The sequence below is a fragment of the Pseudomonas sp. SYWMCR5 genome, assembly GCF_057197165.1.
The window spans coordinates 80,207-106,646 of record NZ_JBXUNH010000003.1 but is presented as its reverse complement, the minus strand read 5'-3'; the positions used below and the strand labels follow the sequence as shown (position 1 = coordinate 106,646).

At 63.7% G+C, this 26,440-nt stretch carries 27 protein-coding genes; 13 read left to right on the top strand and 14 right to left on the bottom strand.

Annotated elements, in window-relative coordinates; all coding sequences use genetic code 11:
* Window positions 1–166: 166 nt before the first annotated feature.
* Both AC2CGW_RS10905 and AC2CGW_RS10900 read right to left on the bottom strand, forming a co-directional pair.
* Window positions 167–784: a c-type cytochrome gene (locus AC2CGW_RS10905; protein WP_054893351.1), complete on the bottom strand. Its 618-nt coding sequence runs from the start codon at window positions 782–784 to the stop codon at window positions 167–169.
* Between the two features lie 31 nt (window positions 785–815).
* Entirely contained in the window at window positions 816–1,118 is a 303-nt protein-coding gene (locus AC2CGW_RS10900; protein WP_186669944.1) for a c-type cytochrome, read from the bottom strand.
* A 181-nt stretch (window positions 1,119–1,299) separates the two neighbouring features.
* Between AC2CGW_RS10900 and yihA the strand changes: the two genes are divergently transcribed.
* Window positions 1,300–1,932 carry a ribosome biogenesis GTP-binding protein YihA/YsxC gene (gene yihA, locus AC2CGW_RS10895; RefSeq protein WP_054893353.1) on the top strand — a complete coding sequence of 211 codons (633 nt, stop codon included), beginning with the start codon at window positions 1,300–1,302 and terminating at the stop codon, window positions 1,930–1,932.
* Window positions 1,933–2,292: 360 nt separating this feature from the next.
* Here yihA and polA read toward each other — a convergent pair whose 3' ends face one another.
* The gene (gene polA, locus AC2CGW_RS10890) at window positions 2,293–5,040 is read right to left on the bottom strand and encodes a DNA polymerase I (protein ID WP_426351975.1); all 2,748 of its coding nucleotides are present in this window, start codon (window positions 5,038–5,040) and stop codon (window positions 2,293–2,295) included.
* 75 nt (window positions 5,041–5,115) lie between these two features.
* On the opposite strand from polA, the gene AC2CGW_RS10885 reads away from it, so the two are divergent.
* Together AC2CGW_RS10885 and AC2CGW_RS10880 are read left to right on the top strand one after the other, a co-directional pair.
* Complete coding sequence (locus AC2CGW_RS10885) at window positions 5,116–5,403, top strand: DUF2782 domain-containing protein (protein ID WP_063542000.1); 288 nt, start codon at window positions 5,116–5,118, stop codon at window positions 5,401–5,403.
* A 72-nt stretch (window positions 5,404–5,475) separates the two neighbouring features.
* Entirely contained in the window at window positions 5,476–6,426 is a 951-nt protein-coding gene (locus AC2CGW_RS10880; protein ID WP_186669947.1) for a homoserine kinase, read from the top strand.
* A gap of 138 nt (window positions 6,427–6,564) precedes the next feature.
* Here AC2CGW_RS10880 and AC2CGW_RS10875 read toward each other — a convergent pair whose 3' ends face one another.
* Window positions 6,565–7,518 carry a zinc ABC transporter substrate-binding protein gene (locus AC2CGW_RS10875; RefSeq protein WP_189657700.1) on the bottom strand — a complete coding sequence of 318 codons (954 nt, stop codon included), beginning with the start codon at window positions 7,516–7,518 and terminating at the stop codon, window positions 6,565–6,567.
* A gap of 18 nt (window positions 7,519–7,536) precedes the next feature.
* On the opposite strand from AC2CGW_RS10875, the gene zur reads away from it, so the two are divergent.
* The 4 genes from zur to AC2CGW_RS10855 all read left to right on the top strand — a co-directional run bounded on the left by zur (window position 7,537) and on the right by AC2CGW_RS10855 (window position 10,404).
* Entirely contained in the window at window positions 7,537–8,022 is a 486-nt protein-coding gene (zur, locus tag AC2CGW_RS10870) for a zinc uptake transcriptional repressor Zur (protein WP_186669950.1), read from the top strand.
* Complete coding sequence (gene znuC / locus AC2CGW_RS10865; protein WP_186669952.1) at window positions 8,019–8,792, top strand: zinc ABC transporter ATP-binding protein ZnuC; 774 nt, start codon at window positions 8,019–8,021, stop codon at window positions 8,790–8,792. Before zur ends, znuC begins: the two co-directional genes overlap by 4 nt.
* Window positions 8,785–9,567, top strand: coding sequence for a zinc ABC transporter permease subunit ZnuB (gene znuB, locus AC2CGW_RS10860; RefSeq protein WP_186669954.1), 783 nt, complete (start codon window positions 8,785–8,787; stop codon window positions 9,565–9,567). The genes znuC and znuB overlap by 8 nt, the downstream gene beginning before the upstream one ends.
* A 129-nt stretch (window positions 9,568–9,696) precedes the next feature.
* The gene (locus AC2CGW_RS10855; protein WP_411383550.1) at window positions 9,697–10,404 is read left to right on the top strand and encodes a PA5502 family lipoprotein; all 708 of its coding nucleotides are present in this window, start codon (window positions 9,697–9,699) and stop codon (window positions 10,402–10,404) included.
* 91 nt (window positions 10,405–10,495) lie between these two features.
* On the opposite strand, the gene katE is transcribed toward AC2CGW_RS10855, so the two are convergent.
* Window positions 10,496–12,640: a catalase HPII gene (gene katE / locus AC2CGW_RS10850; protein ID WP_411383549.1), complete on the bottom strand. Its 2,145-nt coding sequence runs from the start codon at window positions 12,638–12,640 to the stop codon at window positions 10,496–10,498.
* A 225-nt stretch (window positions 12,641–12,865) separates the two neighbouring features.
* Here katE and AC2CGW_RS10845 point away from each other — a divergent pair, with 225 nt between their 5' ends.
* The 3 genes from AC2CGW_RS10845 (at window position 12,866) to AC2CGW_RS10835 (ending at window position 15,382) form a co-directional block, all read left to right on the top strand.
* Complete coding sequence (locus tag AC2CGW_RS10845; protein WP_186669960.1) at window positions 12,866–13,873, top strand: methionine ABC transporter ATP-binding protein; 1,008 nt, start codon at window positions 12,866–12,868, stop codon at window positions 13,871–13,873.
* Window positions 13,873–14,544, top strand: a complete 672-nt coding sequence (locus AC2CGW_RS10840) for a methionine ABC transporter permease (protein ID WP_186669962.1) — start codon at window positions 13,873–13,875, stop codon at window positions 14,542–14,544. The genes AC2CGW_RS10845 and AC2CGW_RS10840 overlap by 1 nt, the downstream gene beginning before the upstream one ends.
* 64 nt (window positions 14,545–14,608) lie before the next feature.
* Window positions 14,609–15,382 (top strand): MetQ/NlpA family ABC transporter substrate-binding protein, encoded by a 774-nt coding sequence (locus AC2CGW_RS10835; RefSeq protein ID WP_186669964.1) that lies wholly within the window; start codon window positions 14,609–14,611, stop codon window positions 15,380–15,382.
* 114 nt (window positions 15,383–15,496) lie between these two features.
* Here AC2CGW_RS10835 and AC2CGW_RS10830 read toward each other — a convergent pair whose 3' ends face one another.
* The 5 genes from AC2CGW_RS10830 to AC2CGW_RS10810 are packed head-to-tail and all read right to left on the bottom strand — an operon-like array spanning window position 15,497 to window position 19,386.
* On the bottom strand, window positions 15,497–16,129 hold the full coding sequence (locus AC2CGW_RS10830; protein WP_186709828.1) for an SCO family protein: 633 nt from the start codon (window positions 16,127–16,129) through the stop codon (window positions 15,497–15,499).
* Complete coding sequence (cyoE, locus tag AC2CGW_RS10825) at window positions 16,126–17,025, bottom strand: heme o synthase (RefSeq protein WP_484574037.1); 900 nt, start codon at window positions 17,023–17,025, stop codon at window positions 16,126–16,128. The genes AC2CGW_RS10830 and cyoE overlap by 4 nt, the downstream gene beginning before the upstream one ends.
* Entirely contained in the window at window positions 17,010–18,083 is a 1,074-nt protein-coding gene (locus tag AC2CGW_RS10820) for a COX15/CtaA family protein (RefSeq protein WP_484574036.1), read from the bottom strand. The genes cyoE and AC2CGW_RS10820 overlap by 16 nt, the downstream gene beginning before the upstream one ends.
* Window positions 18,084–18,092: 9 nt before the next feature.
* Entirely contained in the window at window positions 18,093–18,677 is a 585-nt protein-coding gene (locus tag AC2CGW_RS10815; protein WP_484574035.1) for a hypothetical protein, read from the bottom strand.
* The gene (locus AC2CGW_RS10810) at window positions 18,643–19,386 is read right to left on the bottom strand and encodes an SURF1 family protein (protein WP_186670033.1); all 744 of its coding nucleotides are present in this window, start codon (window positions 19,384–19,386) and stop codon (window positions 18,643–18,645) included. Before AC2CGW_RS10810 ends, AC2CGW_RS10815 begins: the two co-directional genes overlap by 35 nt.
* A 63-nt stretch (window positions 19,387–19,449) precedes the next feature.
* Between AC2CGW_RS10810 and AC2CGW_RS10805 the strand changes: the two genes are divergently transcribed.
* Window positions 19,450–19,653, top strand: a complete 204-nt coding sequence (locus AC2CGW_RS10805) for a twin transmembrane helix small protein (RefSeq protein ID WP_186709830.1) — start codon at window positions 19,450–19,452, stop codon at window positions 19,651–19,653.
* A gap of 30 nt (window positions 19,654–19,683) precedes the next feature.
* Here AC2CGW_RS10805 and AC2CGW_RS10800 read toward each other — a convergent pair whose 3' ends face one another.
* Genes AC2CGW_RS10800 through coxB form a run of 4 tightly spaced genes read right to left on the bottom strand, consistent with a single transcriptional unit; the run spans window position 19,684 to window position 23,927 of the window.
* Window positions 19,684–20,571, bottom strand: coding sequence for a cytochrome c oxidase subunit 3 (locus AC2CGW_RS10800; RefSeq protein WP_186669974.1), 888 nt, complete (start codon window positions 20,569–20,571; stop codon window positions 19,684–19,686).
* Window positions 20,572–20,587: 16 nt separating this feature from the next.
* Complete coding sequence (locus tag AC2CGW_RS10795) at window positions 20,588–21,154, bottom strand: cytochrome c oxidase assembly protein (protein WP_186669976.1); 567 nt, start codon at window positions 21,152–21,154, stop codon at window positions 20,588–20,590.
* Window positions 21,155–21,166: 12 nt separating this feature from the next.
* Entirely contained in the window at window positions 21,167–22,756 is a 1,590-nt protein-coding gene (gene ctaD, locus AC2CGW_RS10790; protein WP_186669978.1) for a cytochrome c oxidase subunit I, read from the bottom strand.
* A gap of 43 nt (window positions 22,757–22,799) precedes the next feature.
* Window positions 22,800–23,927 carry a cytochrome c oxidase subunit II gene (gene coxB / locus AC2CGW_RS10785; RefSeq protein ID WP_484574034.1) on the bottom strand — a complete coding sequence of 376 codons (1,128 nt, stop codon included), beginning with the start codon at window positions 23,925–23,927 and terminating at the stop codon, window positions 22,800–22,802.
* 382 nt (window positions 23,928–24,309) lie between these two features.
* Here coxB and AC2CGW_RS10780 point away from each other — a divergent pair, with 382 nt between their 5' ends.
* Window positions 24,310–24,945 carry a hypothetical protein gene (locus AC2CGW_RS10780; RefSeq protein ID WP_186721085.1) on the top strand — a complete coding sequence of 212 codons (636 nt, stop codon included), beginning with the start codon at window positions 24,310–24,312 and terminating at the stop codon, window positions 24,943–24,945.
* Between the two features lie 121 nt (window positions 24,946–25,066).
* Window positions 25,067–26,407 (top strand): CHASE2 domain-containing protein, encoded by a 1,341-nt coding sequence (locus AC2CGW_RS10775; RefSeq protein WP_484574033.1) that lies wholly within the window; start codon window positions 25,067–25,069, stop codon window positions 26,405–26,407.
* The last annotated feature ends 33 nt before the right edge of the window (window positions 26,408–26,440 follow it).

The following is a 26,440-nucleotide window of genomic DNA, read 5'->3' as shown; positions in this document are numbered from 1 at the left end:
GCTTTACTCCTGAGCAGTCAGTGGTCGCCTCGACACGACCTATGCTGTGACAGGCCATGAAGGGCTCGAGTTCTGTAGTGTAACGGCTGGGACCATAAAAAAGGGCGGCCTGCGCCACCCTTTTCATGTTTAGCGATGGTGCATTAACCGAGTGTTAACGCTCGCCTCAATGCAGCCCCTGGATATAGCTGGCCAACGCCTCGATATCCTTGTTGCTCAGCTTGCCGGCGATGGTGCGCATGGTCATGGCATCGCCATCGTTGGTGCGGTTGCCTTCACGGAAGTCGGTGAGCTGCTTGCTGACATACTGCGAGTGCTGGCCGCTCAGGTGAGGGAAGCCGGCCAGGGCGATGCCTGCGCCATTGGGCGAGTGGCAACCGGTACAGGCCGGCATGCCTTTCTCCAGGTCACCGCCGTTGAACAGCGCACGGCCTCGTTCGACCAGCTTGGGATCTGCCGCGCCGACACTGCCTTTCTGGCTGGCGAAGTAGGCGGCGATATCGGCCAGGTCCTGGTCATTGAAGGCCGCCAGCATGCCGGTCATTTCCAGCACCGTGCGCTTGCCCGACTTGATGTCGTGCAGTTGCTTCTCAAGGTAGCGCTGGCCCTGGCCGGCCAGTTTCGGGAAGTTCGGCGCCAGGCTGTTGCCGTCGGGGTTATGGCAGGCACCACAGACCGCAGTCTTCGCCTGGCCGGCAGCGGCATCGCCTTTGATGGGGTCGGCAGCAGTGGCCGCACCTGCGACACCCATGGTCAACAGCAGACTCACGAATAGTTTGTTCATCAGCTAATCCAACACGGCTAAGGGTGAAATGTTATGTATCGGGACTGCCGCTCATCCAAAGGATGACCAATCGGTAGTCCTCGGCACTGCAGTCCATGCACAATCCACGCGGCGGCATAGCCTTGAAACCCTGGGTAACATGCGCCACCAGTACATCCAGACCTCGCGCCAGCCTCGGTTCCCAGGCCGCCGCATCGCCCTTCCTCGGGGCCTGTGGCAGCTGACCGGCGTGACAGGCCGCACATGTGCGGTTGTACAACGCCTCGGGATCCTGTGTAGCCTGTGCGCTGAAAAACGGCTGGAACATACCGACCGCCAGCAGCCATTTCGCCATGCGGAACGACCTGACAGGGTTGGGGGCCGCGCTGCGTTCTGATGCGCGAGCTAGTGATCGACACCCCATGCTCGTTCTCCTTCGCTGGGAGAATGAGCACACAAAAACTGGGGCATTATATACTTCCGCCCTCCAAACGGAAACGCGGCCTGGATCAGGCAACACCCACATCGGATATCCCATGCAAGTCAAGAACCCCATCCTCGGCCTCTGCCAGAAAGCCAAATTCGCCCTCAGCGCTGCCAAGGTCGAACAATGCCCGGAAGACCAGGGCTACGAGGTGGCTTTCGCCGGCCGCTCCAACGCCGGTAAATCCAGCGCCCTCAATACCCTGACCCATGCCAGCCTGGCGCGTACCTCCAAGACCCCGGGGCGCACCCAGCTGTTGAATTTCTTCAGTCTGGACGATGAACGGCGTTTGGTCGACCTGCCAGGTTACGGTTATGCGAAAGTGCCGATTCCGCTCAAGCAGCACTGGCAGAAACACCTGGAGGCCTACCTGGGCGGGCGCGAATGCCTGCGGGGCGTGATCCTGCTGATGGATGTGCGCCACCCGATGACCGACTTCGACAAGATGATGCTCGACTGGGCCAAGGCCAGCGGCATGCCCATGCACATCCTGCTGACCAAGGCTGACAAGCTCACTCACGGCGCGGGCAAGAACACCCTGCTCAAGGTGCAGTCGGAAATTCGCAAGGGCTGGGGCGACGCGGCGTCCATCCAGCTGTTCTCGGCACCCAAGCGCCAGGGGCTGGAAGAGGCCTATCGGGTCTTGGCGGATTGGATGGAGCTGGAAGACAAGCCGGTGGCTTGAAGATCCACCTGCAATCTGTGGCGGCGGGCTGGTCCGCTGCCACAGGCTTCTCCAGCAGCGATGAGGCAAATTCCGGGCAAAAAAAACCCCGGACTTCATATGGGGAGGGGGAAGTTCGGGGTCCAAGTCCGGACCGCTAGGGCGGGGTCCAGATATCTGCCAACACTTAACACAACATAGGAGCATCGAAAGGCTTCACCAGCCATTCAGTTACTCTGAGTTCCGGTTCACCGGTTTAGTTCCGAAGCCTTGAAAACTATTTGCGATAGTTTCATGAATCTTCAGAACCGGGGGGCGAGGAGCCGACCCTGCGGATCTGCGGCACTACGACACAGATCCTACTCTTCTTCGCCCTACCGTTTAGTGAGCTTCGTCCCAATTCGAGCCTACGCCGACTTCGACCAGCAACGGAACGTCGAGCTGCGCGGCGTTGCTCATGTAGGGGCGAATTTCGGCCTTCACCTGTTCGACCAGGTCTTCACGCACCTCCAGCACCAGTTCATCGTGCACCTGGAGAATCACCCGGGCATCCAGGCCACTGTCGCTCAGCCAGTTGTCCACCGCGACCATGGCGCGCTTGACGATGTCGGCCGCCGTACCCTGCATCGGCGCGTTGATCGCGGTACGCTCGGCACCTTTGCGCAGGGCCGGATTCTTGGCATTGATGTCCGGCAGGTACAGGCGCCGCCCGAACAAGGTTTCGACGAAGCCCTGCTCGGCGGCCTGGGTGCGGGTGCGCTCCATGTAGGCCAGCACGCCGGGATAGCGCGCGAAGTAGCGGTCGATGTAGTCCTGCGACTGCTTGCGATCGACGCCGATCTGCTTGGCCAGGCCGAAGGCGCTCATGCCGTAGATCAAGCCGAAGTTGATGGCCTTGGCGCTGCGACGCTGGTCGTTGGTGACTGCATCCAGCGCCACGCCGAATACTTCTGCGGCCGTCGCGCGGTGCACATCAAGGTCATTGCGGAAGGCGTGCAGCAGGCCTTCATCCTTGGCCAGGTGGGCCATGATGCGCAGCTCGATCTGCGAGTAGTCCGCGGCCAGCAGCTTGTAGCCGGGGCTGGCAACGAAGGCCTGGCGGATGCGTCGGCCTTCGGGAGTGCGTACCGGAATGTTCTGCAGGTTCGGATCGCTGGACGACAAGCGCCCGGTGGCGGCCACCGCCTGCTGGTAGGAGGTGTGGATACGCCCGGTACGCGGGTTGATCTGGTCCGGCAGCTTGTCGGTATAGGTGCTCTTGAGCTTGCTCAGGGAGCGGTACTCCATCAGCACCGTCGGCAGCGGATAGCCTTCGGCGGCCAGGTCCGCGAGCACGGCTTCGGCCGTGGAAGCCTGGCCCTTGGCAGTCTTGCTCAGTACCGGCATGCCCAGCTTATCGTAGAGGATCACCCCCAGTTGCTTGGGTGAACCCAGGTTGAATTCTTCGCCCGCCAGCTCGAACGCCCGACGCTCGAGCTCGACCATCTTCACGCCCAGCTCACCGCTCTGCACCTTGAGCAGCTCCGCGTCGACCAACGCGCCCTGGCGCTCGATCCTGGCCAGCACCGGCACCAGCGGCATCTCGATGTCCATCAGCACCGGCTGCACGCTGGGCGTTTTCGCCAGGCGTGCCTGCAGTGCGTGGTGCAGGCGCAGGGTGATGTCGGCATCTTCGGCGGCGTACGGGCCAGCCTTGTCCAGATGGATCTGGTTGAAGGTCAGCTGCTTGGCGCCCTTGCCAGCGATATCCTCGAAGGCGATGGTGCTGTGGTCGAGGTACTTCTGCGCCAGGCTGTCCATGTCGTGACGCGTGGCGGTGGAGTCGAGCACATAGGATTCGAGCATGGTGTCATAGGCCACGCCACGCATCTGGATCGGCAGCGAAGCGTTGGCCAGGATGTTGATGTCGTACTTGGCGTTCTGCCCGACCTTGGCCTTGGCCGGGTCTTCCAGCAACGGCTTGAGCGCCTTCAGCACCGCGTCGCGGTCCAACTGCTTCGGAGCACCTTCGTAGTCGTGGGCCAGCGGCACATAGGCCGCTTCATGGGGCTCGACCGCGAACGACAGGCCGACCAGCTCCGCACGCTGGGCATCCAGGCCGGTGGTCTCGGTGTCGAAGGCGAACAGCGGCGCCTGGCGCAGCTTCTCGAGCCAGACATCGAAGCGCGCCTGGTCGAGGATGGTTTCGTATTTCGCCTCGACCTGGGCCGCAGGCTCCTCGACCGGAGCAATGGTGTCACCCTCCCGGGCGGCGTCGCGCTGTACCTCGGCGACCCAGCTCTTGAACTCCATTTCGGTGTACAGCGCCAGCAATGCTTCACGGTCCGGCTCGCCGCACACCAGGGCATCGACCTCGACATCCAGCTCGACATCGACCTTGATGGTCGCCAGCTCATACGACAGGAACGCCGCGTCGCGGTGCTCCTCAAGCTTGGCCGGCAGGGTCTTGGCGCCGCGAATGGCCAGGCCCGGCACCTTGTCGAGGTTCTCGTACAGGTCACGCAGGCCGCCACCGATACCGGTCAACAGGCCCACGGCGGTCTTCTCGCCGACTCCCGGAACACCCGGGATGTTATCGACCTTGTCGCCCATCAGGGCCAGGAAGTCGATGATGTGCTCGGGACCGACGCCGAACTTCTCGTGCACGCCAGCCACGTCGAGCACCGTGCCGGTCATGGTGTTGACCAGGGTGATGTGGCCGTCTACCAGTTGCGCCATGTCCTTGTCGCCGGTCGAGATGATGACCGGACGCCCGGCTGCCGCACTGCTGCGGGCCAGGGTGCCGATCACGTCGTCGGCCTCGACGCCTTCGACGCACAGCAGCGGGTAGCCCAGGGCCCTGACGCTGGCGTGCAGCGGCTCGACCTGCACGCGCAGATCGTCGGGCATGCTCGGGCGGTTGGCCTTGTACTCGGCGAACATGGCATCGCGGAAAGTGCCGCCCTTGGCGTCGAAGACCACCGCGAACAGGCTGTCCGGGTATTGCTTGCGCAGGCTCTTGAGCATGTTCAGCACGCCCTTGACCGCACCGGTGGGCATGCCCTTGGACGTGGTCAGCGGCGGCAGGGCGTGAAAGGCGCGGTAGAGGTAGGACGAACCGTCCACCAGGACGAGAGGCGCTTGGCTCATGAGGAGAATCAACCTTTTCGACGGGTCCGGAGCTAGAATAGCCGGATCAGTGACGACAAAAGGACTTAGGTTATCATGCGTACACCCATTCGCCTGTTACTGCTCAGCCTGCTGGCCACCATGCCGGTCGTTACGCTGGCGGCGGACGACGCCCCATCGGCAGATCCCGATGTGACCATTCGCACGGAAGGCGACAGAACCATCCAGGAGTACCGTCAGAACGGTTTCCTGTATGCGATCAAGATCACGCCGAAAAACGGCAAGCCTTATTTCCTGGTACGCGCCGATGGCTCCGATGGCAATTTCATTCGATCCGACCAGCCGGACATGCTGATTCCGTCCTGGAAGATCTTCGAATGGTAAGCTAGTAACGCGTATCGTTCTTATCAACCAGGCACTTCCTCCTGGAAGTGCCCGTATGGGCAACTTTTCAACATGTCAGTCTTCACCCCTGTGTCCCGGCCTGAGCTGGAAACCTTTCTGGCGCCATACGAGCTGGGCCGTCTGCTCGACTTCCAGGGCATTGCCGCCGGAACCGAAAACAGCAATTTCTTCGTAAGCCTGGAAAAAGGGGAATTCGTACTGACGCTGATCGAGCGTGGGCCGGCCGAAGACATGCCGTTCTTCATCGAACTGCTCGACGTGCTGCATGACGCCGACATGCCCGTCCCCTACGCGGTGCGCGATCGCGACGGCAATGGCCTGCGCGAACTGTGCGGCAAGCCGGCACTGCTGCAGCCGCGGCTGTCGGGCAAGCACGTCAAGGCGCCGAACAATCAGCACTGCGCCCAGGTCGGCGAGTTGCTGGCGCATATCCACCTGGCGACCCGTGAGCGCATCATCGAGCGCCGCACCGACCGCGGCCTGGACTGGATGCTGGCGTCCGGCGCCGAGCTGCTGGCCGGGCTCGACGCCAGCCAGGTGGCGCTGCTGCAACCGGCGCTGGACGAGATCAACGTGCACAAGGCGCAGATCCTCGCCCTGCCACGGGCCAACCTGCACGCCGACCTGTTCCGCGACAACGTGATGTTCGAAGGCACCCACCTGACCGGTCTGATCGACTTCTACAATGCCTGTTCCGGGCCGATGCTGTACGACATCGCCATCACCGTGAATGACTGGTGCCTGAACGAAGCGGGCGGCATCGACCTGCCGCGCGCCCAGGCACTGTTGGGCGCCTACGCCGCGCTGCGGCCGTTCACCGCCGCCGAGGCCGAGCTGTGGCAGGTGATGCTGCGGGTGGGTTGCGTGCGTTTCTGGCTGTCGCGGTTGATTGCGGCGCGGGACTTTGCCGGCATGGACGTGACGATCCATGATCCGAGCGAGTTCGAGGTGCGGTTGGTGCAGCGCCAGCAGGTGGCGTTGAAGTTGCCGTTCGCGCTGTAAGCGCGGCGGCCCAATCGCGGGGCAAGTCGAATCGTCGCACCGCCGCTCCCACAGACACAGCGCTGACCCCAGAATCAGCGCCTTGCCTGTGGGCGGTGCGACGATTCGTCTTGCCCCGCGATAGGGCCGGGTCAGCCGCTAGAGATGCTCCAGGCAACCGGTCAGATCATTCCCCAGCTTCTCCAGCAAGCGCTCGTAGCCCTTGCCATCCACCGTATCGGTCCCACCCAGCGCATCCAGTTCCGCCAAGGTCACCGGCAGCCCGGCCACCAGCGTTTCGGCGAGGCGCGGACGGATCGGCGGTTCACTGAACACACAGGTCGGACCAACTTCCTGCAGGCGCTTGCGCATCGCCGCGACATGCTGCGCGCCCGGCTGCACCTCGGCGGCGACGCTGAACACGCCGGTATGGCGCAACCCGTACTCTGCCTCGAAGTAGTCGAAGGCTTCGTGGAACACGAAGTAGGGCTTGCCGGCAATGCCGGCCACGCGGGCCTTGATCCGCTGATCGAGCGCATCCAGGCGCTCGCCGAAGGCCTTCTGGTTGGCCTGGTAGCGCGCCGCATTGGCCGGATCCGCCGCCGCCAGGTCACTGGCCATTTTCGCCGCGATCACCCGAGCATTGACCGATGACAGCCACAGGTGCGCATCGAGCGACCCTGGGCGGTGATCATGGTCGTGGTCGTCGTGGTCTTCTTCATGCGAGTGGCTGTCTTCGCCGAAACGGCGCAGCTTCATGCCAGGCAACGCCTGCACCGCGACAGTCGGCTTGCTCCGGCTGCCCAGCACGCGCGGCAGGAAGCTCTCCATGTCCGGGCCGATCCAGTACAGCAGGTCGGCGTCGCCCACCTTCCGTACGTCGGACGGGCGCAGGGCGTAGTTGTGCGGCGAGGCGCCGGGCGGCAGCAACACGTCGGGGCTGCCGACACCGTCCTGAACCGCGGCAGCGATCTGCTGCAGGGGCTTGATGCTGGTCAGCACACGCACGTCGGCGTGGGCCGAGAAAGTGATGAAAGCGACAAAGAGAGCAAGGAATCGGGACACGGTGGATACTCGGCTCGTCAGAAACAGGTAACATAATAACGTCTCCATCGATAACCGTCGCTGCCCATGTCAATCACGCCGCTGGCTCACCGTCCCCACGATCATTCCCATTGCGTCCACAGCGCCCTGGCCGAAGCCGACGCCCTGTGCGTCCGCCAGGGTCTGCGCCTGACCGCGCTGCGCCGCCGTGTGCTGGAGCTGGTGTGGCAAAGCCACAAGCCGCTGGGCGCCTACGACATCCTCGCCGTGCTCAGCGAGCAGGACGGTCGCCGCGCCGCGCCGCCGACCGTGTACCGCGCCCTGGACTTCCTGCTCGAGAACGGCCTGGTGCACCGCATCGCCTCGCTCAACGCCTTCATCGGCTGCAGCCACCCTGAACACAAGCACCAGGGCCAGTTCCTGATCTGCCGCGAATGCCACGTGGCCATCGAACTGGAGCAGGAGAGCATCAGCGGCGCCATCGTCGCCAGTGCCAAGGCCGTGGGCTTTGCCGTCGAATCCCAGACCGTCGAAGTGGTCGGCCTGTGCGGCAACTGCCGGGGCGCCGCATGAGCGACGCGCTGATCCGCCTGGAGCAGGTCGGCGTCACCTTTGGCGGCGAGGCGGTGCTCGACAGCATCGACCTGTCGGTCGCACCGCGCCAGATCGTCACCCTGATCGGCCCCAACGGTGCTGGCAAGACCACCCTGGTGCGCGCCGTGCTCGGCCTGCTCAAGCCGCACAGTGGCAAGGTCTGGCGCAAGCCGCGCCTGCGCATCGGCTACATGCCGCAGAAGATCCAGGTCGACGCCACCCTGCCGCTGTCGGTGCTGCGATTCCTGCGCCTGGTGCCGGGCGTGGATCGCGCCGCGGCGCTGTCGGCATTGCAGGAGGTGGGCGCCGAGCATGTCATCGACAGCCCGATCCAGACGGTCTCCGGTGGCGAGATGCAACGGGTACTGCTGGCTCGGGCGCTGCTGCGCGAGCCTGAGCTGCTGGTGCTCGACGAACCGGTACAGGGCGTGGACGTGGTTGGCCAGACCGAGCTGTACAACCTCATCACCCGCCTGCGCGACCGCCACGGCTGCGGCGTGCTGATGGTCTCCCACGACCTGCACCTGGTGATGAGCGCCACCGACCAGGTGGTCTGCCTGAACCGCCATGTGTGCTGTTCGGGCCACCCGGAGCAGGTCAGCAACGACCCGGCATTCGTCGAGCTGTTCGGCCAGAACGCGCCAAGCCTTGCGGTCTATCACCACCATCATGATCACAGCCACGACCTGCACGGTGCGGTGATCGCCCCCGGCGCCCATGTCCACGGAGAGCACTGCAAGCATGGCTGATTTTCTTCTGTACGCCTTGCTTGCCGGTCTTTCCCTGGCGCTGGTGGCCGGCCCCCTGGGCTCCTTCGTGGTCTGGCGGCGCATGGCCTATTTCGGCGACACCTTGTCCCATGCCGCGCTGCTGGGCGTGGCCCTGGGCTTCGTACTGGACGTCAGCCCCACGCTCGCGGTAACGGTCGGCTGCCTGTTGCTGGCGATCCTGCTGGTGACCCTGCAACAACGCCAGCCGCTGGCCTCCGACACCCTGCTCGGCATCCTCGCGCCCAGCACCCTGTCGCTGGGCCTGGTGGTGCTGAGCTTCATGCACGACGTGCGCATCGACCTGATGGCCTACCTGTTCGGTGACCTGCTGGCGATCAGTACCACCGACCTGTCATGGATTCTCGGCGGCAGTGTGTTGGTGCTGGCCTTGCTCGCGGTGCTCTGGCGCCCGCTGCTGGCAATCACCGTGCACGAGGAGCTGGCGATGGTCGAGGGCCTGCCAGTGGCGGGCCTGCGCATGGCGTTGATGCTGCTGATCGCGGTGGTCATCGCCGTGGCGATGAAGATCGTCGGCGTGCTACTGATCACCTCGCTGCTGATCATCCCGGCCGCTGCGGCACAACGTCACGCGCGCTCGCCCGAGCAGATGGCCCTGGGCGCCAGCCTGCTGGGCGTGGCCGCGGTTTGCGGGGGGCTGGCGATGTCCTGGTTCAAGGATACGCCTGCCGGTCCGTCGATCGTGGTCTGCGCCGCAGTGCTATTCTTGCTGAGCCTGGCATTGCCCAAGCGCTGATATTTTCAGGGTGCGCATTGACGCACCCTGCAACCTTTGCGCCCGTAAAGGGTCTGTAAGACTTGTTTTCGAGCGTGCGCACCTGGGTGTAGACTTGCTCGCTTTTTGCGCAAATAGAGAGTCGCAGGAATGAAGCCGTTCGCCTCCCGTTATCTGCTTGTTGCCGCGTTTTCCCTGTTCCTGGCTGCCTGTTCCAGTGCCCCGGTCGAGCAGCCCGTCGCGCCTGCGCAGCCGGACGCCTGGCAGCAGTTGCAACAGAACATCGCCAGCAACGAGCTGGCCACCGCCGAAGACCAGCTCGCCAGCCTGCAGGCACAGTCGCCGAACGATGCGCGTATCGAGCAATACCAGCGCCAGATCGCCGAAGCCTACCTGCAGCGCAGCCAGATCGTCCTGCAGAAAGGCGACGTCAATGCGGCCGCCACCGCACTGGCCCGCGCCCGCGCACTGATGCCACAGGCACCGGCGCTGACCGGCGGCGATGCCGTCGCCCACGCCCGCCAGGCCGAGCTGGACAAGGCTGAAGCCGCGCTGAAGGCTGCAGAATCCAAGCCGCAGGCCCGGGTCATCGACCCAGCGGCACCGAGCACGGTGATTGCGCTGAAAACCACGGACATTGCAGCCATGCGCAAGCAACTGGATGACATCGCCGCCGATGTGGTGAGTTACCAGTGCGAAGTGGTGTTCCAGGTGCCGCGCACCCAGGATGCACCGTGGCTCAAGACCCTGCTGCAGAAGCGGGTGAAGCGGATCGATGCGGATTTTGCGTTGAAGCAGAAGCACGAGATCCAGCGGGCATTGCCAGCACAGGTAGTGCTGGTGCCGCATCAGCACTGAAACAGCGTCGACATCTTCGCGGGTAAACCCGCTCCCACAGATGCATACATAACCTGTGGGAGCGGCTTACCCGCGAACATATGCTACGGCATCAAGCCGGAATCGCTTCTGCAGCCGCCTCCCGCGCCCACACCCGGTGCCCTTCGACCGCCTTCACGAAAGCCTCCACGGTCTTCTGGTCATCCCCCAGCAGCAAACCCTTGTCCTCCTTGAGCCCCAGCGCCCCCAGCAGCGCCTTGCCGTCCTTGGCCAGGCCGATCGCCTTGAGGTGCTTGTAGCCTTCAAGCAGGAAGTGCTTGGACACCCCGCTCGCCGCCAGTGCATCCAGCGAGGCCTTGCCAGCCGGGACCAGGATCCCGTCGAACATGACCGACGGCATGCCTTCCATCGAGGCATCCACCGCCAGCGCCTTGCCGTCAGAGGTCTTCACCGGCGCCGAGGTTGGCCCCAGCAGCATGGGGCGTGCGCTGTGGGCCTCCAGCGCCTTGACCAGCCTGTCGACGCTGTCGCCATCCACGCCATTGGCTACCAGCAGCGCAATCTTGCGCCCCTTGATGCCCACATCGCCCGGATGATTCATCTGGCTCAAGGCCGGTGACGACTTGAGCTTCGATTCCTTGCCCTTGACCGTCCCGGCCTTGGGCGCCGGCAGGCCGAGATTCTGCGCGACTGCCGCTGCCAGCTTCAGGTCGATATTGGCCAGGATCTCGTTAACCTCCCGCGCGCGAATGTGCTCGCGCTCGACCTTGCCCAGCTCGAAGCTGTAAGCCTTGATGATGTGCTGTTGTTCGTTGTCGCTCATGCTGTGGAAGAACAGCCGCGCCTGCGAGAAGTGATCGCCGAACGAATCGCTGCGCTGGCGGATCTTGTGCGCGTCGACGCGCTCCTGATAGCTCTCGAAGCCGCCGTCCTGCGCTGCCGGCGGGGTTTCCTTCGGCCAGCCGCCATCGATGGAGTTGGGCTCGTAGGACGCACGCCCCTTGTCGATGGTCATCCGATGCATGGCATCGCGCTGGCCGCTGTGGTTAGGCGCGATTGGCCGGTTGATCGGGATTTCGTGGAAGTTCGGCCCGCCCAGGCGGCTGATCTGCGTGTCGGTGTAGGAGAACAGCCGGCCCTGCAGCAGCGGGTCGTTGGTGAAATCGATACCCGGCACGATGTGCCCCGGGCAAAAGGCGATCTGCTCGATTTCGGCGAAGAAGTTGTCCGGGTTGCGATCGAGCACCATCTTGCCCAGCGGCGTCACCGGCACCAGCTCCTCGGGGATGATCTTGGTCGGGTCGAGCAGGTCGAAGTCGAACTTGTGCTCGTCTTCCTCTGAAACGATCTGCACCCCCAGCTCCCACTCCGGGTAGTCACCGGTCTCGATGGCTTCCCACAGGTCGCGACGGTGATAGTCGGTGTCCTTGCCTGCCAGCTTCTGCGCTTCGTCCCACAGCACCGAGTGCACGCCCTGGCGGGGTTTCCAGTGGAACTTGACGAAACTGGCCACGCCCTCGGCGTTGATCAGGCGGAAGGTGTGCACCCCGAACCCTTCCATCATCCGCAGGCTGCGCGGAATGGCGCGGTCGGACATGGCCCACATGACCATGTGCGCCGACTCGGGCACCAGCGAAACGAAATCCCAGAACGTGTCGTGGGCCGAGCCGCCGGTGGGGATCTCGTTATGCGGTTCGGGTTTCACCGCGTGGACGAAGTCAGGAAACTTGATCGCATCCTGGATGAAGAACACCGGCATGTTATTGCCCACCAGGTCGAAATTGCCCTCATCGGTGTAGAACTTGACGGCAAAGCCGCGCACATCGCGCACCGTGTCACCGGAGCCACGAGGCCCCTGCACAGTGGAAAAGCGCACGAACACCGGGGTGATCTTCTGCGGGTCCTGCAGGAAACCGGCCTTGGTCAGGGCACTGTGGTTGGCGTAGCTCTGGAAATACCCGTGGGCGCCGGTGCCGCGGGCGTGGACGATACGCTCGGGGATGCGCTCATGGTCGAAGTGGGTGATCTTCTCGCGCATGATGAAGTCTTCGAGCAGCGAAGGCCCGCGAGCGCCGGCCTTGAGGCTGTTCTGGTTGTCGGCGACCTTCACCCCCTGGTTGGTACGCAGCGCCTGGCCGGTGGCGTCGCTGCGGAAGGTTTCCAGGCTCTGCAGCTTGGCGTTGGTGTTGGCCTTGTCCGGGGTGTCGGCCCCGGCGACCTGGCTGGCATGCGGCGCGGTGCTCTTCTTGCTGGCCATCGGCGGTTCTCCTCATCAGTCTTCAGGCTGCCCTTTCGGGCTTGTTGAAGTAGTGACTGGACGCTTTCGCCAAGCGTTCCATCGGGATTACCGGTTGTCGCGTTATGCCGGATGGATTGGTCGATTACGAAATAAATGCTAAGAACAACTATGGGAAAAGGCTAAAATGCGCCACCCCAGCTCACCGCTGACCCCAATTTCCATGCGCCCCACAAGGTTCGCTACGTGATCGAGTTCCAACATGTGCACAAGACCTACCGCGTCGCCGGTAGGGACATCCCCGCCCTGAATCCGACCAGCCTGACCATCGAAAATGGCCAGGTGTTCGGCCTGATCGGCCACTCCGGCGCTGGCAAGAGCACCATGCTGCGCCTGATCAACCGCCTCGAAGCGCCGTCCGGCGGCAAGATCATCGTCGATGGCGAGGACGTCACCGCCTTCGACGCCAACCAACTGCGCCGCTTCCGCCAGCAGGTCGGCATGATCTTCCAGCACTTCAACCTGCTGGCCTCGAAAACCGTGGCCGACAACGTCGCCCTGCCACTGGTGCTCGCCGGCGAGCTGTCGCGCGGCGAGATCGACAAGCGCGTCAGCCAGTTGCTGGCCCGCGTCGGATTGTCGGACCACGCGAAGAAATATCCGGCACAGCTGTCGGGCGGCCAGAAACAACGCGTGGGCATCGCCCGGGCGCTGTCGACCAACCCGAAGATCCTGCTGTGCGACGAGGCCACCAGCGCCCTCGACCCGCAGACCACCGCCTCGGTGCTGCAATTGCTGGCCGAGATCAACCGCGAGCTGAAGCTCACCATCGTGCTGATCACCCACGAGATGGATGTGATCCGCCGCGTCTGCGACCGCGTGGCGGTGATGGACGCCGGGGTGATCGTCGAGCAGGGGCCGGTGGCGGACGTGTTCCTGCACCCGCAACACCCGACCACCAAGCGCTTCGTCCAGGAAGACGAGCAGGTCGACGAAGGCGACCAGCGCGACGACTTCGCCCACGTGCCGGGCCGTATCGTGCGCCTGACGTTCCAGGGCGACGCCACCTATGCGCCGCTGCTGGGCACCGTGGCCCGTGAGACCGGGGTGGACTACAGCATCCTGGCCGGCCGTATCGACCGCATCAAGGATGTCCCCTACGGCCAACTGACCCTCGCCGTCACCGGCGGCAACATCGACGCAGCGTTCGACCGCTTCAAGGCGGCTGACGTACACATGGAGGTCCTGCGCTGATGGACGCCCTGAATTTCTTCGCCAACGTCGACTGGTCCGAGATTTCCCTCGCCACCGGCGACACCCTGATCATGCTGTTCGGCTCGCTGCTGTTCACGGTACTGCTCGGCCTGCCGCTGGGCGTGCTGCTGTTCCTCTGCGGGCCGCGGCAGATGTTCGAGCAGAAGGGCGTCTACGCGCTGCTGTCGCTGATCGTCAACATCCTGCGTTCGCTGCCGTTCATCATTCTGCTGATCGTGATGATTCCGATCACCGTGCTGATCACCGGCACCTCGCTGGGCGTGGCCGGTGCCATTCCGCCGCTGGTGGTGGGCGCCACGCCCTTCTTCGCGCGCCTGGTCGAGACCGCGCTGCGCGAGGTGGACCGCGGCATCATCGAAGCCACCCAGTCGATGGGCGCCACTACCCGCCAGATCATCACCAATGCCTTGCTGCCGGAGGCCCGTCCGGGCATCTTCGCGGCCATCACCGTCACCGCCATCACCCTGGTGTCCTACACCGCAATGGCCGGTGTGGTCGGCGCGGGCGGCCTCGGCGACCTGGCCATCCGCTTCGGCTACCAGCGTTTCCAGACCGACGTGATGATCGTCACCGTGGTGTTGCTGCTGGTGCTGGTGCAGATACTGCAGACCGTCGGCGACAAGCTGGTCGTACATTTTTCCCGTAAGTAAGCCTAACAGGGTCGGCCCGGCCGTCCCGTTCGGGGGCCGTCGCGGCCCTCACAAGGAGTGATCGATGAAAAAGCTGTTCGCTGTCGTCGCCGCCGTCGCGGCCTTCTCGGCCAATGCCGCCGAAACCCTGACCGTCGCCGCCACCCCGGTGCCGCACGCCGAGATCCTCAACTTCGTCAAGCCACAGCTGGCGAAGGAAGGCGTGGAGCTGAAGGTCAAGGAGTTCACCGACTACGTTCAACCGAACGTGCAGGTCGCGGAAAAACGCCTGGACGCCAACTTCTTCCAGCACCAGCCGTACCTGGATGAGTTCAACAAGGCCAAGGGCACCAAGCTGGTCAGCGTTGCCGGCGTGCACATCGAGCCGCTGGGCGTGTACTCGGCCAAGATCAAGAAGCTCGACGAGCTGCCATCCGGCGCCACCGTGGTCATCCCCAATGACGCCACCAACGGCGGCCGCGCCCTGCTGCTGCTGGACAAGGCCGGCGTGATCAAGCTCAAGGACAACACCAACATCCTGTCCACCGTGAAGGATGTGGCTGAAAACCCGAAGGGCGTGAAATTCCGCGAACTGGAAGCGGCCACTATCCCGCGCGTGCTGACCCAGGTCGATGCGGCGCTGATCAACACCAACTACGCACTCGAAGCCAAGCTCAACCCTCAGAAGGACGCCCTGGCCATCGAAGGCAGCGACTCGCCGTACGTGAACATCCTGGTGACCCGTGAGGACAACAAGGACGCGGACGCGGTGAAGAAACTGGTGCAGGCGCTGCACTCGCCTGAGGTGAAGCAGTTCATCAACGAGAAGTACAAAGGGGCTGTGGTGCCGGCGTTCTAAGCCGAACGATCGCGCTGAGCTCTTCGCGGGCAAGTCGGAACGCCGAACCGCCGCTCCCACAGGAAATCGCGTTCCCGTAGGAGCGGGCTTGCCCGCGAAGCTTTTGGGGGTTCATCAATCCCGCTTGACCAGCCCCGGCAACTGCGCCACCAGCTTCTGGTTGTTGAACGGCGCACGAATGAACCCACGCTGACGCCCGTCCGGCCCGACCACCGCCAGGTTGCCACTGTGATCGACGGTGTACCCCGGCTTGCTGGTGTCCGCCGGGATGAACGGAATGCTCAGGGCATTGGCCAGCTTCTGGGTATCCTCGATGGAACCTGCCAGCCCCACGAAATCCTTGTCGAAATAGCCCAGGTACTGCTTGAGCTGCTGCGCCGTGTCGCGGTTCGGGTCGACGCTCACCAGCACCACCTGCAAGCGGTCGATCGCCTCCTTGGGCAGCTCGCTCTTCACCTGGCGCAACTGCGCCAACGTGGTCGGACAGATGTCCGGGCAGTAGGTGTAGCCGAAGAACAGCAACGACCATTTGCCCTTCAACTGATCCAGCGCCACCGGCTGGCCATTCTGGTCGTTCATGGTCACATCCGGCACGCTGCGGCTCTGCGGCAGGAGGATGATGCCGGCGTCGATCAGCTCGGCCGGGTTGGCCTCGCCGCGGCCATTGAGCACCTTGTTGACGGTCAAGCCCATGATCAGCGCGACCAGGGCAACGAGGATGAAGACGGTTTTCTGGGTTCGGGTCATAGGTTCAGCAACAGGTAATGATCAACGAGCAGGGCGATGAACAGCAGGAACAGGTACGCGATAGAGTACTTGAAGGTGCCGATCGCCGCGTGCGGCCGGGTGCCACGGTACAACACCCAGGCCCACTGGACAAAGCGCAGCCCCAGCAACAAGGCGCAGGCCAGGTAGAGCGGGCCGCTCATGTGGATGGCATAGGGCAGCAGGCTCACCGCCAGCAGCACCAGGCTGTAGAGCAGGATATGCAGCTTGGTGTAGTGCTCGCCGTGGGTCACCGGCAGCATCGGTATCTCGGCTTTGGCGTATTCCTCCTTGCGGTGGATGGCCAGGGCCCAGAAGTGTGGCGGCGTCCAGGCGAAGATGATCAGCACCAGCAACAGCGGCTCGGCGCTCAGGTGCCCGCTGACCGCGACCCAACCCAGCAACGGCGGGGCGGCGCCTGCCAGGCCGCCGATCACGATGTTCTGCGGCGTGGCGCGCTTGAGAAAGCCGGTGTAGACGACCGCATAGCCCAACAGGGAGGCAAGCGTGAGCCAGGCCGTGAGCGGGTTGGTGAAGGCCAGCAGCAGCGCCATCCCGGCGCTTGCCAGGGCAAGGGCGAACGCCAGCGCCGGCAAGGGCGCCACCCTTCCCTTGGCCACCGGGCGCTTGCAGGTACGTGCCATCAAGGCATCGATGCGCCGGTCCAGCACGTGGTTGACCACCGCCGCGCCGCCGGCGCACAGGGCGATGCCCAGATTGCCGAACAGCAGTACCGTCCACGGCACACCCGCGCGAGTGGCGAGGAACATGCCCACCAGCGAAGTGATCAGCATCAGCACCACCACCTTGGGCTTGGTCAGTTCCAGGTAGTCGCGCCAGCCAGCGCGCTGCCGTCTTTGGCTCAGAACCGTCGCCACGTGTCGTTCCTCAAGTGATGGGAAACGCCGCCAGGCGTGATCGGCCGCAGGCGCCAGCCCAGGCCGACACGCACCTTGTCGACTACCCGAATGCGGTAGTTCACCAGCACCATGGTCAGCAGCAGCAGGGCGCCCCCGGCGTTGTGCGCCACGGCAACCCCCAGCGGCAGGTGCAGCAGCACGTTGCTGATTCCCAACCCCACTTGCAGCGCCAAGGCAGCCAGCACCAGCCGGGCCAGGCCGGACAGGCCATTGCGGTGCAGCTTCCAGCTCAGCATCAGCAGCACTGCCACGACCATCAATGCGCCCAGGCGATGGCTGATATGGATGGCCGTACGCGCATCACTGTCGAGCTGCCCACCCAGGTAGTTCGGGCCGACGTGCTGGGTGAGATGGAAACCGTTGCTGAAGTCTGCCGCAGGCCACCATTGACCATGGCAGGTCGGCAAGTCGATGCAGGCGACTGCCGCGTAGTTGGCACTCACCCACCCGCCCAAGGCGATCTGCCCAATCACCACCAGCAGTGCCAGCGCAGCCACCCGGCGCAGACTCAACGGCAGCTTGGGCGGTGGCGCAAAGGCCCGGGATAGACGCAGGGATAACAGGAACAGCAGGCTCAGGGTGGTGAAGCCTCCAAGTAGATGCGCGGTGACCACCTGCGGCCAGAGTTTGAGGGTCACCGTCCACATGCCGAACGCCGCCTGCGCCAGCACCACGGCCAGCAGCAGCACCGGCAACCGGTAGGGCCCGCCGTCGCGGCCATGACGACGTACCGCACCTATCACCAGCCAGGCGATGACCAGCGCCAGCGTGCCGGCGAAATAGCGATGCACCATCTCAGCCCAGCCCTTGGCTTCTTCCACCGGATGCTCGGGGAAGTGCAACTCGGCATGGGCCAGTTGCGCGTCGGTCTTGGGCACGCCGATGAAGCCATAGCAGCCGGGCCAGTCGGGGCAGCCGAGGCCGGCGTGGGTCAGGCGCGTGTAGGCGCCGAGCAGCACGACGACCAATGCCAGCAAGGTGGCGAACACAGCGAGTCGGTAACCGGGTCTGGCCATGCTGGCCTCCTAGCCGATGTTGGACAGCTTGAGCAGGTGGCGCAGGTCGTCGAGCACATGCTTGCCCTTGACCTTGGCGTCGTAGCGCAGCACCAGGTTGCCGTGGGGATCGACGATCCACAGTTGCGCGCCGGGCTCGACGACCTTTGTGCGGTAGCGGTCGGCATCCAGCGCATAGCGCTGCAGTTGCGGATACTCGCGCTCGAGCAGCGCCTGGTAGTCGCCACTCAAGGGCGTCGCGGTTGCCAGCGCATGGCTGGCACGACTGGCATCGCGGCCAAGGCCGACCTGGATCTGCCGGGCGAGGTAGACCAGCTGCCGGCAGTCCTCGGCGCAGGCATCGGGCGCGCTGACCAGCAGTTGCCAGCGCTCGTCCTGGGCCTGGATGCCGATATCGGCGCGGCTCTGGCCATTGCCGATCATCACGCCGTGGTAGCTGCGACCCTCCGGCACCCAGAACTTGAGCTTGTACATGCTGGTGGCAAGGATCATCGGGCCGAGGGTCACCAGCAGGATCAGGATCAGCTGCAAGCGCCCGCGGGTGCGGGACTTGCGCCCTTCAGGCACGTCCAGTGGACTCGTGGCGGCGGCCATGGCGTTTCTCCTTGTTGTCGTTGTGCCAGCCGAAATACAGGTACAGCAGCACCAGCGCCGTGCTCAGGGCAAACCATTGCACGGCATAGCCGAGGTGTTTTTCCGGGCCCATGGCAACGACCGGCCAATCCAGCCGATAGCTGGCAGGGCCTGGCTCCAGGCGCAGTTCATGGGCGAAGCCTTCACGCGCCAGCTGCTGCCAGAGCTGTGCGGGATCAAGGGCGGTCAGCAGGTGCGGCCATTGGCCGCCGGGCGGGTCGGGGTGCAGCTGGAAGGTGCTGCCTGGCGGCACGTAGACCGTGGCCTGCAACGCCAGGGGCTGGGCAGGGGTGTCGAAACGCACCGGCACGCGGCGGTCCGGCCAAGGCAACCAACCGCGGTTGACCAGCAACCACTGGCCGCTGGCCTGGTCGTGGAAGGGTTGCAGCAGCTCGACACCGGCCTGGCCATCGCGCAGGCGGTTGTCCAGCAACAGGCTGTGCTCGGGGTCGAACTGGCCGAACAGGCGCACGCGGTAGAAGGCCGGGTCGGGCAGTTGCACAAGCTGCGCCACGGTCACCGGCGCCTCGATGCGCCGCTCGGCGTAGCTGTCGAGCAGTTGGCGCTTTTCCTCGGCCCGACGCAGTTGCCAGCAGCCAAGCGCGATCAGCCCCGGCAGCAGTGCGAACACCACCAGGGTCGGGACCAGCCCCGGGCGAAACGGCCTCACCGCGGCCTCGCCCTGTCGATCGCTATACTTGTCCACATCACTGCATCCCCCCGGAGTTTCGCCATGCTCAAGGCCGCGATTGTCCTGATGCTGTTGGCCACCATCGCCAGCCTGTTCAGTGGCCTGGTGTTCCTGGTCAAGGACGACGACCAGTCCACCCGCTTGCTCAAGGCCCTGACCCTGCGCGTCACCCTGGCCGTCCTGACCGTCGGCCTGGTGGCCTGGGGCTTCATCAGTGGGCAATTGGTTTCGCACGCGCCGTTCTGAATCACCCCACCCACAGGGTCCACCGTGCGGCTAAAGCACATACACAAAGATGAACAACCCCACCCACACCACATCCACGAAGTGCCAATACCAGCTGGCCGCCTCGAACCCGAAATGCTTGTCCGGGTTGAAATGCCCGCGCAGCACGCGCACGAACATCACGATCAGGATCAAGGTGCCGAGCGTGACGTGCGCACCATGAAAACCGGTGAGCATGAAGAAGGTCGCGCCGTAGATCCCCGAGCCCAGGGTCAGGCCCAGGTGCACATAGGCCTCGTAGTATTCGTAGGCCTGCAGCGCCAGGAACGACAGCCCCAGCAGGATGGTCAGCCCCAGCCACAGTTTCAGCGCGCCGCGATGGCCCTTGCGCAGGGCATGGTGGGCGATGGTGATGGTGACGCTGGAGCTGACCAGCAGGATGGTGTTGATCAGCGGCAGGTGCCAGGGGTTGATGATGTCCTTCGGCGGCGGGAACAGCTTCGGATCCGGCGTGTGCAGCAACGGCCAGACGAACTCGAAATTGGGCCAGAGCATGTGCGTCACGCCCTTGGCGCCTTCGCCGCCGATCCAGGGACCGGCCAGCACCCGCACATAGAACAGCGCCCCGAAGAAGGCCATGAAGAACATCACTTCCGAAAAGATGAACCAGCTCATGCCCCAACGGAACGAGCGGTCCATCTGCGCGCTGTACAGCCCGGCATGGCTCTCCTTGACCACCGCACCGAACCAGCCAAACAGCATGTAGGCCAGGAACAGCGCACCGACGAAGAAGATCAGCGGCCCGTGGGATTCCGGGTGTCCGGCCTTGAGATCGTTGAACCAGGTGCCCAGGCCGAACACCGTGATGAACAGCCCGACAGTGGCGATGATCGGCCACTTGCTCTGCGCCGGAACGTAGTAGTGCTCATGACTTGCCATTGCTGTTCTCCTTCCCTCAGCGGGCGCCCTGAGCGTCCTGTACCGCGGCATGGGCAACCGGCGGGTGACGCGCAGTGATGTCGAACAAGGTGTAGGCCAGGGTCAGGTGCTTCACGTTGCCCGGCAGGTCGCGGTCGACGATGAAGCGCACCGGCATCTCGATGCGCTCGCCCGGCTGCAGCACCTGCTGGGTGAAACAGAAGCACTCGGTCTTGTGGAAATACGCCGCCGCTTCGGCCGGGGTGATGCTGGGAATCGCCTGGGCACTCATCGGCCGGTCGGTCGGGTTGTGTGCGACGAACACCATCTGGTTCACCGCGCCCGGATTCACTTCGAGCTGGTCAGCGGTGGAGTAGAAGTCCCAGACCATGTCGCTGGCGTTGGTCGACATGAACTGCACCCGCACCGTGCGCGAAGGGTCGCTGATCTGACTGCCTTCGTACTGTCCGCCCGTCTTGCCGTTGATACCGAAGGCCTTGCACATCACGTCGTAGATCGGCACCAGGGCAAAGCCGAAGGCGAACATCACCACCGTCAGCATCAACAGGCGCAGCACCAGGCGTTTGAGCGACAGGCCGGTCATCGCGTCGGTCTCCTATTTCACTTCCGGCGGGGTCTGGAAGGTGTGGTAGGGCGCAGGCGAGGGCACCGACCACTCCAGCCCGTCGGCGCCATCCCAGGGCTTGGCCGGAGCCGGTTCGCCGCCGCGGATGCACTTGATGACGATGAACAGGAAGAAGATCTGTGTGGCGCCGAACATGAACGCGCCGATGGACGAGATCATGTTGAAGTCGGCGAACTGCAGGTTGTAGTCCGGAATCCGTCGCGGCATACCGGCCAGCCCGACGAAATGCATGGGGAAGAAGGCCAGGTTCATGCCCACGAACGACAGCCAGAAATGCAGCTTGGCCAGGGTTTCGTCGTACATGTGCCCGGTCCATTTCGGCAGCCAGTAATAGGCCGAGGCAAAGATGCCGAAGATGGCGCCGGGCACCAGCACGTAGTGGAAGTGGGCGACCACGAAATAGGTGTCGTGGTATTGGAAGTCCGCCGGGGCGATGGCCAGCATCAGCCCGGAGAAGCCGCCGATGGTGAACAGGATGACGAAGGCGATGGCGAACAGCATCGGCGCCTCGAAGGTCATCGCGCCCTGCCACATGGTGCTGACCCAGTTGAACACCTTAACCCCGGTGGGCACGGCGATCAGCATGGTCGCGTACATGAAGAACAGCTCGCCCACCACCGGGATGCCGACCACGAACATGTGGTGCGCCCAGACGATGAACGACAGGAAGGCGATTGCGCCGGTGGCGTAGACCATCGAGGTGTAGCCGAACAGCGGCTTGCGCGAGAACGCCGGGATGATCGAGCTGACCGCGCCGAAGGCCGGCAGGATCATGATGTACACCTCTGGATGGCCGAAGAACCAGAACACGTGCTGGAACAGCACCGGGTCGCCGCCACCCGCCGCGCTGAAGAAGCTGGTGCCGAAGTGGATGTCCATCAGCATCATGGTCACCACGCCGGCCAGCACCGGCATCACCGCGATCAGCAGGAAGGCGGTGATCAGCCAGGTCCAGACGAACAGCGGCATCTTCATCAGGGTCATGCCCGGGGCGCGCAGGTTGAGGATGGTGGCGATCACGTTGATCGCGCCCATGATCGAGCTGATGCCCATCAGGTGGATGGCGAAGATGAAGAAGGTCACGCTGGCCGGCGCATAGGTGGTGGACAGCGGCGCGTAGAAGGTCCAGCCGAAGTTCGGCCCCCCGCCGGGGCTGAACAGCGTCGAGACCAGCAGCAGGAAGGCCGCCGGCAGCAGCCAGAAGCTGAAGTTGTTCATCCGTGGCAGGGCCATGTCCGGCGCGCCGATCATCAGCGGAATCATCCAGTTGGCCAGGCCGACGAACGCCGGCATCACCGCGCCGAACACCATGATCAGGCCGTGCATGGTGGTCATCTGGTTGAAGAACGCCGGCTCCACGATCTGCAGGCCCGGCTGGAACAGCTCGGCGCGGATCACCATGGCGAATGAGCCGCCAAGCAGGAACATGGCGAAGCTGAACCACAGGTACATCGTGCCGATGTCCTTGTGGTTGGTGGTCAGCACCCAGCGCATCAGGCCCTTGGCCGGACCGTGCGCATGGTCATGGCCGTGGGCGTGGTCGTCGATCACTGCACTCATGTCCTGTCTCCTGCACGTTGCGGGATATCAAGCGGGCACCGGCTCATTTGCTTTGCGCCTGCTTGAGCGCCAGTACGTCCTTGGGCGTGACCATGTCGCCCTTGTTGTTGCCCCAGGCGTTGCGCTCGTAGGTGACCACTGCGGCGATGTCGACTTCCGAGAGCTGCTTGCCGAACGCGGCCATCGCCGTGCCGGGCTTGCCATGGAAGACAATGCCCAGGTGGTCTTCCTTGGGCCCTGTGGCGATCTTCGAGCCCTTGAGCGCCGGGAACATTGGCGGCAGGCCCTGGCCTTCGGCCTGGTGACAGGCCACGCAGGTGGTGTGGTAGACCTTGTCGCCGCGCTCGACCAGCTCTTGCAGCGTCCACTCCTTGCTGGTCAGTTCCTTGAGCTGGGCCGCCTCGGCCTTGCGCTCGCCGAGCCAGGTGTCGTAGTCGGCCTTGGATTTCACCTCGACCACCACGGGCATGAAACCGTGGTCCTTGCCGCACAGCTCGGTGCACTGGCCGCGGTAGATGCCGGGCTTCTCGACGCGCGTCCAGGCTTCGTTGACGAAACCGGGGATGGCATCACGCTTGACCGCGAAGGCCGGCACCCACCAGGAATGGATCACGTCGGCGGCGGTCACCAGGAAACGCACCTTGGCCCCGACCGGCAGCACCAGCGGCTGATCGACCTCGAGCAGGTAATGCTCGTCCTTGGGCGCCTGGTTGCGGATCTGCTCGGAAGGGGTGGCGAGGTTGCTGAAGAATTCGACGTCCTGGCCCAGGTATTTGTAGTGCCATTTCCACTGGTAGCCGGTGACCTGGATATCGATGTCCGACTCGCTGGCGTCGTAGATGTCGATCAGGGTCTTGGTGGCCGGGATGGCCATGGCGACGAGGATGAGAAACGGCACGACCGTCCACATGATCTCGACCCAGGTGTGCTCGTGGAAATGCGCAGGCTGCTGGCCGGTGGAGCGACGATGAATGACCATCGACCAGAACATCGCGCCGAACACCACGATGCCGATGACCACGCAGATCCAGAAGATGGTCATGTGCAGGTCGAACACGGCGTGGGAGACTTCCGTCGCCCCCGGAGACATGTTCACGGTCCAGGCGGCGTGCGCCGGACCGAACACCGTCCACAACAGGAGGCCCATCCAGACATGTGGATGTCGCATCATTGCGGGTTCCCCTTATCGTTCTTGTAGTCCCGGAGGCGTGGACGACGTTTTCTACGGCATAAGGGGGGGAACGGGGGTCAAGACTGCCTGGCTTCGACGACCGAGCCCCCTGCAAACGGCAGTCGGGCCTCATCAACGAATCACGTTCAAGCGGAGTATAGACAGCGACCAATCGCACGCAACGCGTGATGTGAAAACAACTTCACGCATTGGCTGAAATGGCTGAAAGGATTATTCCAGAGGGCTTGGGGCATAATAGTGGCACATTGATATAACCCGGCGGAACAAGTGCCCTGTTGTTATAACAAATGCGTCTTAGCAATCTACGCAGCCGAGCTAACTTAGTGTCTTCCGTTTGTAACGCCTTGTCCCTGGAGTTGTCATGAACATCGCAGCTGTACGCGAGCAGATCGAACAAGCCCATCAACATGAGAGCCGTACAGGCCAACTGAAGCAACGCCTCGAACAGCAACTGCCTCACCTGCATCCTTCGATCCAACTGCCCCCGCAGGACGCCCAGGGTACCTTGACGCGCTTCGTCCGCGCCTACATCGACCAGGTTCCGGAATTGCTCGAGGCCGCCAACACGGTCGCTCGCGAAGCCGGTATCGAAGCGCAGATCAAACCGGTATTGAAGATCGCCGAAGCCTACTTCCTGCAACCTCCGCAGGTCATGGACGGGCACGTCGGGCTCGACTGCCTGCTCGATGAAGCCTACTTGGCCCATCGCCTAGTCGAGGAAGTCAACGACCTGTATATCCGCCACTTTCAGCAACCGCTGATTCCGGTAGACACCACCGTCGCCAATCTCATCGCCCACCAGTTGATCGGCGAAACCTTCGCCAACCAGCTGGATGAAGTGGTGCATCACTCGGTCGACGAGATGCTCGATGACCAGAGCTTTGCAGTGGAGTCTGTGGAAAAGTATCGCGACACCCTCTGCAGCCCCGAGACCGGCGCAGCCTGGAAGCGCTGGCCGTGCCTGTCGCGCCAGTTGAGCGTGGAACTGGCGCTGTAACAGGCCGCAGACCGACGATTCGATCGTTGACGGGGCGCAATGCGCCCCTTGATGGTTGCCAGCGCTTTCGGATCCATTGCCAATAGTGGCAAAATGCCTCAACCCCTTGTTTGAGGCATGGATGCTGAAGCTCTCCCTTTTTTCCCTGCGCCAGGCACTGTTCGGCCTTTCAGTCGTACTGATCGCATTGCTCGACCCCTTCGGTATCGCAAGTTCGACCGACGATGCCTCGTCACGTTGGCTCAACCGCCTGTTGGCTGCTACCTACGCCGACAAGGGCCAGCAACAGGTGGTAGTGGTCTTGATCGACGATGACTACCTGCTGCGCAACGACACCTACTGGCCGCTGCCATACAACGAGCAGAGCAAGCTGTTCAAGCGCCTGCTGGCCTATGAGCCGGCAGCGGTGTTCGTCGACCTGCTCTACAGCCACGACCACTCGCGGGAAATCCCCGGGCAGCCCCCGCGCATGGAAAGCCAGCTGCTGGCCAACGTGTTCGAGCGCTATCGCCAGCAGGATATCCCGCTGTACGTGGCCGATACCGGCCTGCCGCGGGCAAGCGAAGGCGCGGTCAACACCCTGCCGCGCCTGGCCGAGGTCAGCACACCTGCGCTGGTGAGCTGGAGCGATTTCGGTAACCAGTACCCGCTCGCCGTGAAGACGCCCTTGGGTACGCTGGAAACTCCGGCCCTGCGGCTCTACCGCGACTATTGCCGCCACCAGGCATGCACAGACCTGCCCGCAGACCCCGCCAGCGTTGCCGAACTTGCACCGATGACCGTGCAATGGGGCGTGCACCGCTCACCCGAGCAGGAAAAGGTCGCCGATACCAGCACCTGCAATATTCCGGGATTGTTCGAGCAACTGAAGCAGGCGGTGTTCTGGAAGCTGGGCAAACAGGCACGGGCGACCTGCGCGTACACCCTGACGCTGTCGCCCACCGACCTTGAGGTCACCGACCCGAACGACCGCAAGCTGCTCGAATCGCTGCTGCGCGGGAAGCTGGTCCTGGTCGGTGCGCAGATCGCTGGCACCGGCGACCTTACCCAGTCCGCACTGCACGGCAAGATCCCCGGCGTCTACTGGCATGCCATGGCACTGGACAACCTGGTCAACTGGGGCATGAACTACTACCGAGCCACGCCCAGCCTCGCCGACCTTGGCATTCCCGCAGGCTCCGTCGATGTACTGGATATCCTCGAACTGCTCCTGCTGGGCGGCATCACCCTGCTCAAGGGCAGCCTGGACGCCCCATTGTTCACCCACTCGCTGTTCATCCAGCGGCGTCGCCCAAGGCTGCGACCACTGGCTGCCTGGGCCCTGGTACTCGCGGCCATTGTCCTGCTCAGTTGCGGGCTTTGGCACTACAACTACACGCCGGCCAACGTGCTCGGCCTGTTGCTGTTGTCGCTCACGTTGTTCAGCGCAAGGATCCAGGCCCTGTTCGCCAGCAGGGCCTGACACCCGGAATTTCTCTATCAAAGGACCCCAGAG

Bases quoted from the DNA above. Each gene is read 5' to 3' on its own strand.
- AC2CGW_RS10905 (WP_054893351.1), bottom strand. From the start codon at position 784: ATGAACAAACTATTCGTGAGTCTGCTGTTGACCATGGGTGTCGCAGGT.
- AC2CGW_RS10900 (WP_186669944.1), bottom strand. From the start codon at position 1,118: ATGGCGAAATGGCTGCTGGCGGTCGGTATGTTCCAGCCGTTTTTCAGC.
- yihA (WP_054893353.1), top strand. From the start codon at position 1,300: ATGCAAGTCAAGAACCCCATCCTCGGCCTCTGCCAGAAAGCCAAATTC.
- polA (WP_426351975.1), bottom strand. From the start codon at position 5,040: ATGAGCCAAGCGCCTCTCGTCCTGGTGGACGGTTCGTCCTACCTCTAC.
- AC2CGW_RS10885 (WP_063542000.1), top strand. From the start codon at position 5,116: ATGCGTACACCCATTCGCCTGTTACTGCTCAGCCTGCTGGCCACCATG.
- AC2CGW_RS10880 (WP_186669947.1), top strand. From the start codon at position 5,476: ATGTCAGTCTTCACCCCTGTGTCCCGGCCTGAGCTGGAAACCTTTCTG.
- AC2CGW_RS10875 (WP_189657700.1), bottom strand. From the start codon at position 7,518: ATGGAGACGTTATTATGTTACCTGTTTCTGACGAGCCGAGTATCCACC.
- zur (WP_186669950.1), top strand. From the start codon at position 7,537: ATGTCAATCACGCCGCTGGCTCACCGTCCCCACGATCATTCCCATTGC.
- znuC (WP_186669952.1), top strand. From the start codon at position 8,019: ATGAGCGACGCGCTGATCCGCCTGGAGCAGGTCGGCGTCACCTTTGGC.
- znuB (WP_186669954.1), top strand. From the start codon at position 8,785: ATGGCTGATTTTCTTCTGTACGCCTTGCTTGCCGGTCTTTCCCTGGCG.
- AC2CGW_RS10855 (WP_411383550.1), top strand. From the start codon at position 9,697: ATGAAGCCGTTCGCCTCCCGTTATCTGCTTGTTGCCGCGTTTTCCCTG.
- katE (WP_411383549.1), bottom strand. From the start codon at position 12,640: ATGGCCAGCAAGAAGAGCACCGCGCCGCATGCCAGCCAGGTCGCCGGG.
- AC2CGW_RS10840 (WP_186669962.1), top strand. From the start codon at position 13,873: ATGGACGCCCTGAATTTCTTCGCCAACGTCGACTGGTCCGAGATTTCC.
- AC2CGW_RS10835 (WP_186669964.1), top strand. From the start codon at position 14,609: ATGAAAAAGCTGTTCGCTGTCGTCGCCGCCGTCGCGGCCTTCTCGGCC.
- AC2CGW_RS10830 (WP_186709828.1), bottom strand. From the start codon at position 16,129: ATGACCCGAACCCAGAAAACCGTCTTCATCCTCGTTGCCCTGGTCGCG.
- AC2CGW_RS10820 (WP_484574036.1), bottom strand. From the start codon at position 18,083: ATGGCCAGACCCGGTTACCGACTCGCTGTGTTCGCCACCTTGCTGGCA.
- AC2CGW_RS10815 (WP_484574035.1), bottom strand. From the start codon at position 18,677: ATGGCCGCCGCCACGAGTCCACTGGACGTGCCTGAAGGGCGCAAGTCC.
- AC2CGW_RS10805 (WP_186709830.1), top strand. From the start codon at position 19,450: ATGCTCAAGGCCGCGATTGTCCTGATGCTGTTGGCCACCATCGCCAGC.
- AC2CGW_RS10800 (WP_186669974.1), bottom strand. From the start codon at position 20,571: ATGGCAAGTCATGAGCACTACTACGTTCCGGCGCAGAGCAAGTGGCCG.
- AC2CGW_RS10795 (WP_186669976.1), bottom strand. From the start codon at position 21,154: ATGACCGGCCTGTCGCTCAAACGCCTGGTGCTGCGCCTGTTGATGCTG.
- ctaD (WP_186669978.1), bottom strand. From the start codon at position 22,756: ATGAGTGCAGTGATCGACGACCACGCCCACGGCCATGACCATGCGCAC.
- coxB (WP_484574034.1), bottom strand. From the start codon at position 23,927: ATGATGCGACATCCACATGTCTGGATGGGCCTCCTGTTGTGGACGGTG.
- AC2CGW_RS10780 (WP_186721085.1), top strand. From the start codon at position 24,310: ATGAACATCGCAGCTGTACGCGAGCAGATCGAACAAGCCCATCAACAT.
- AC2CGW_RS10775 (WP_484574033.1), top strand. From the start codon at position 25,067: ATGCTGAAGCTCTCCCTTTTTTCCCTGCGCCAGGCACTGTTCGGCCTT.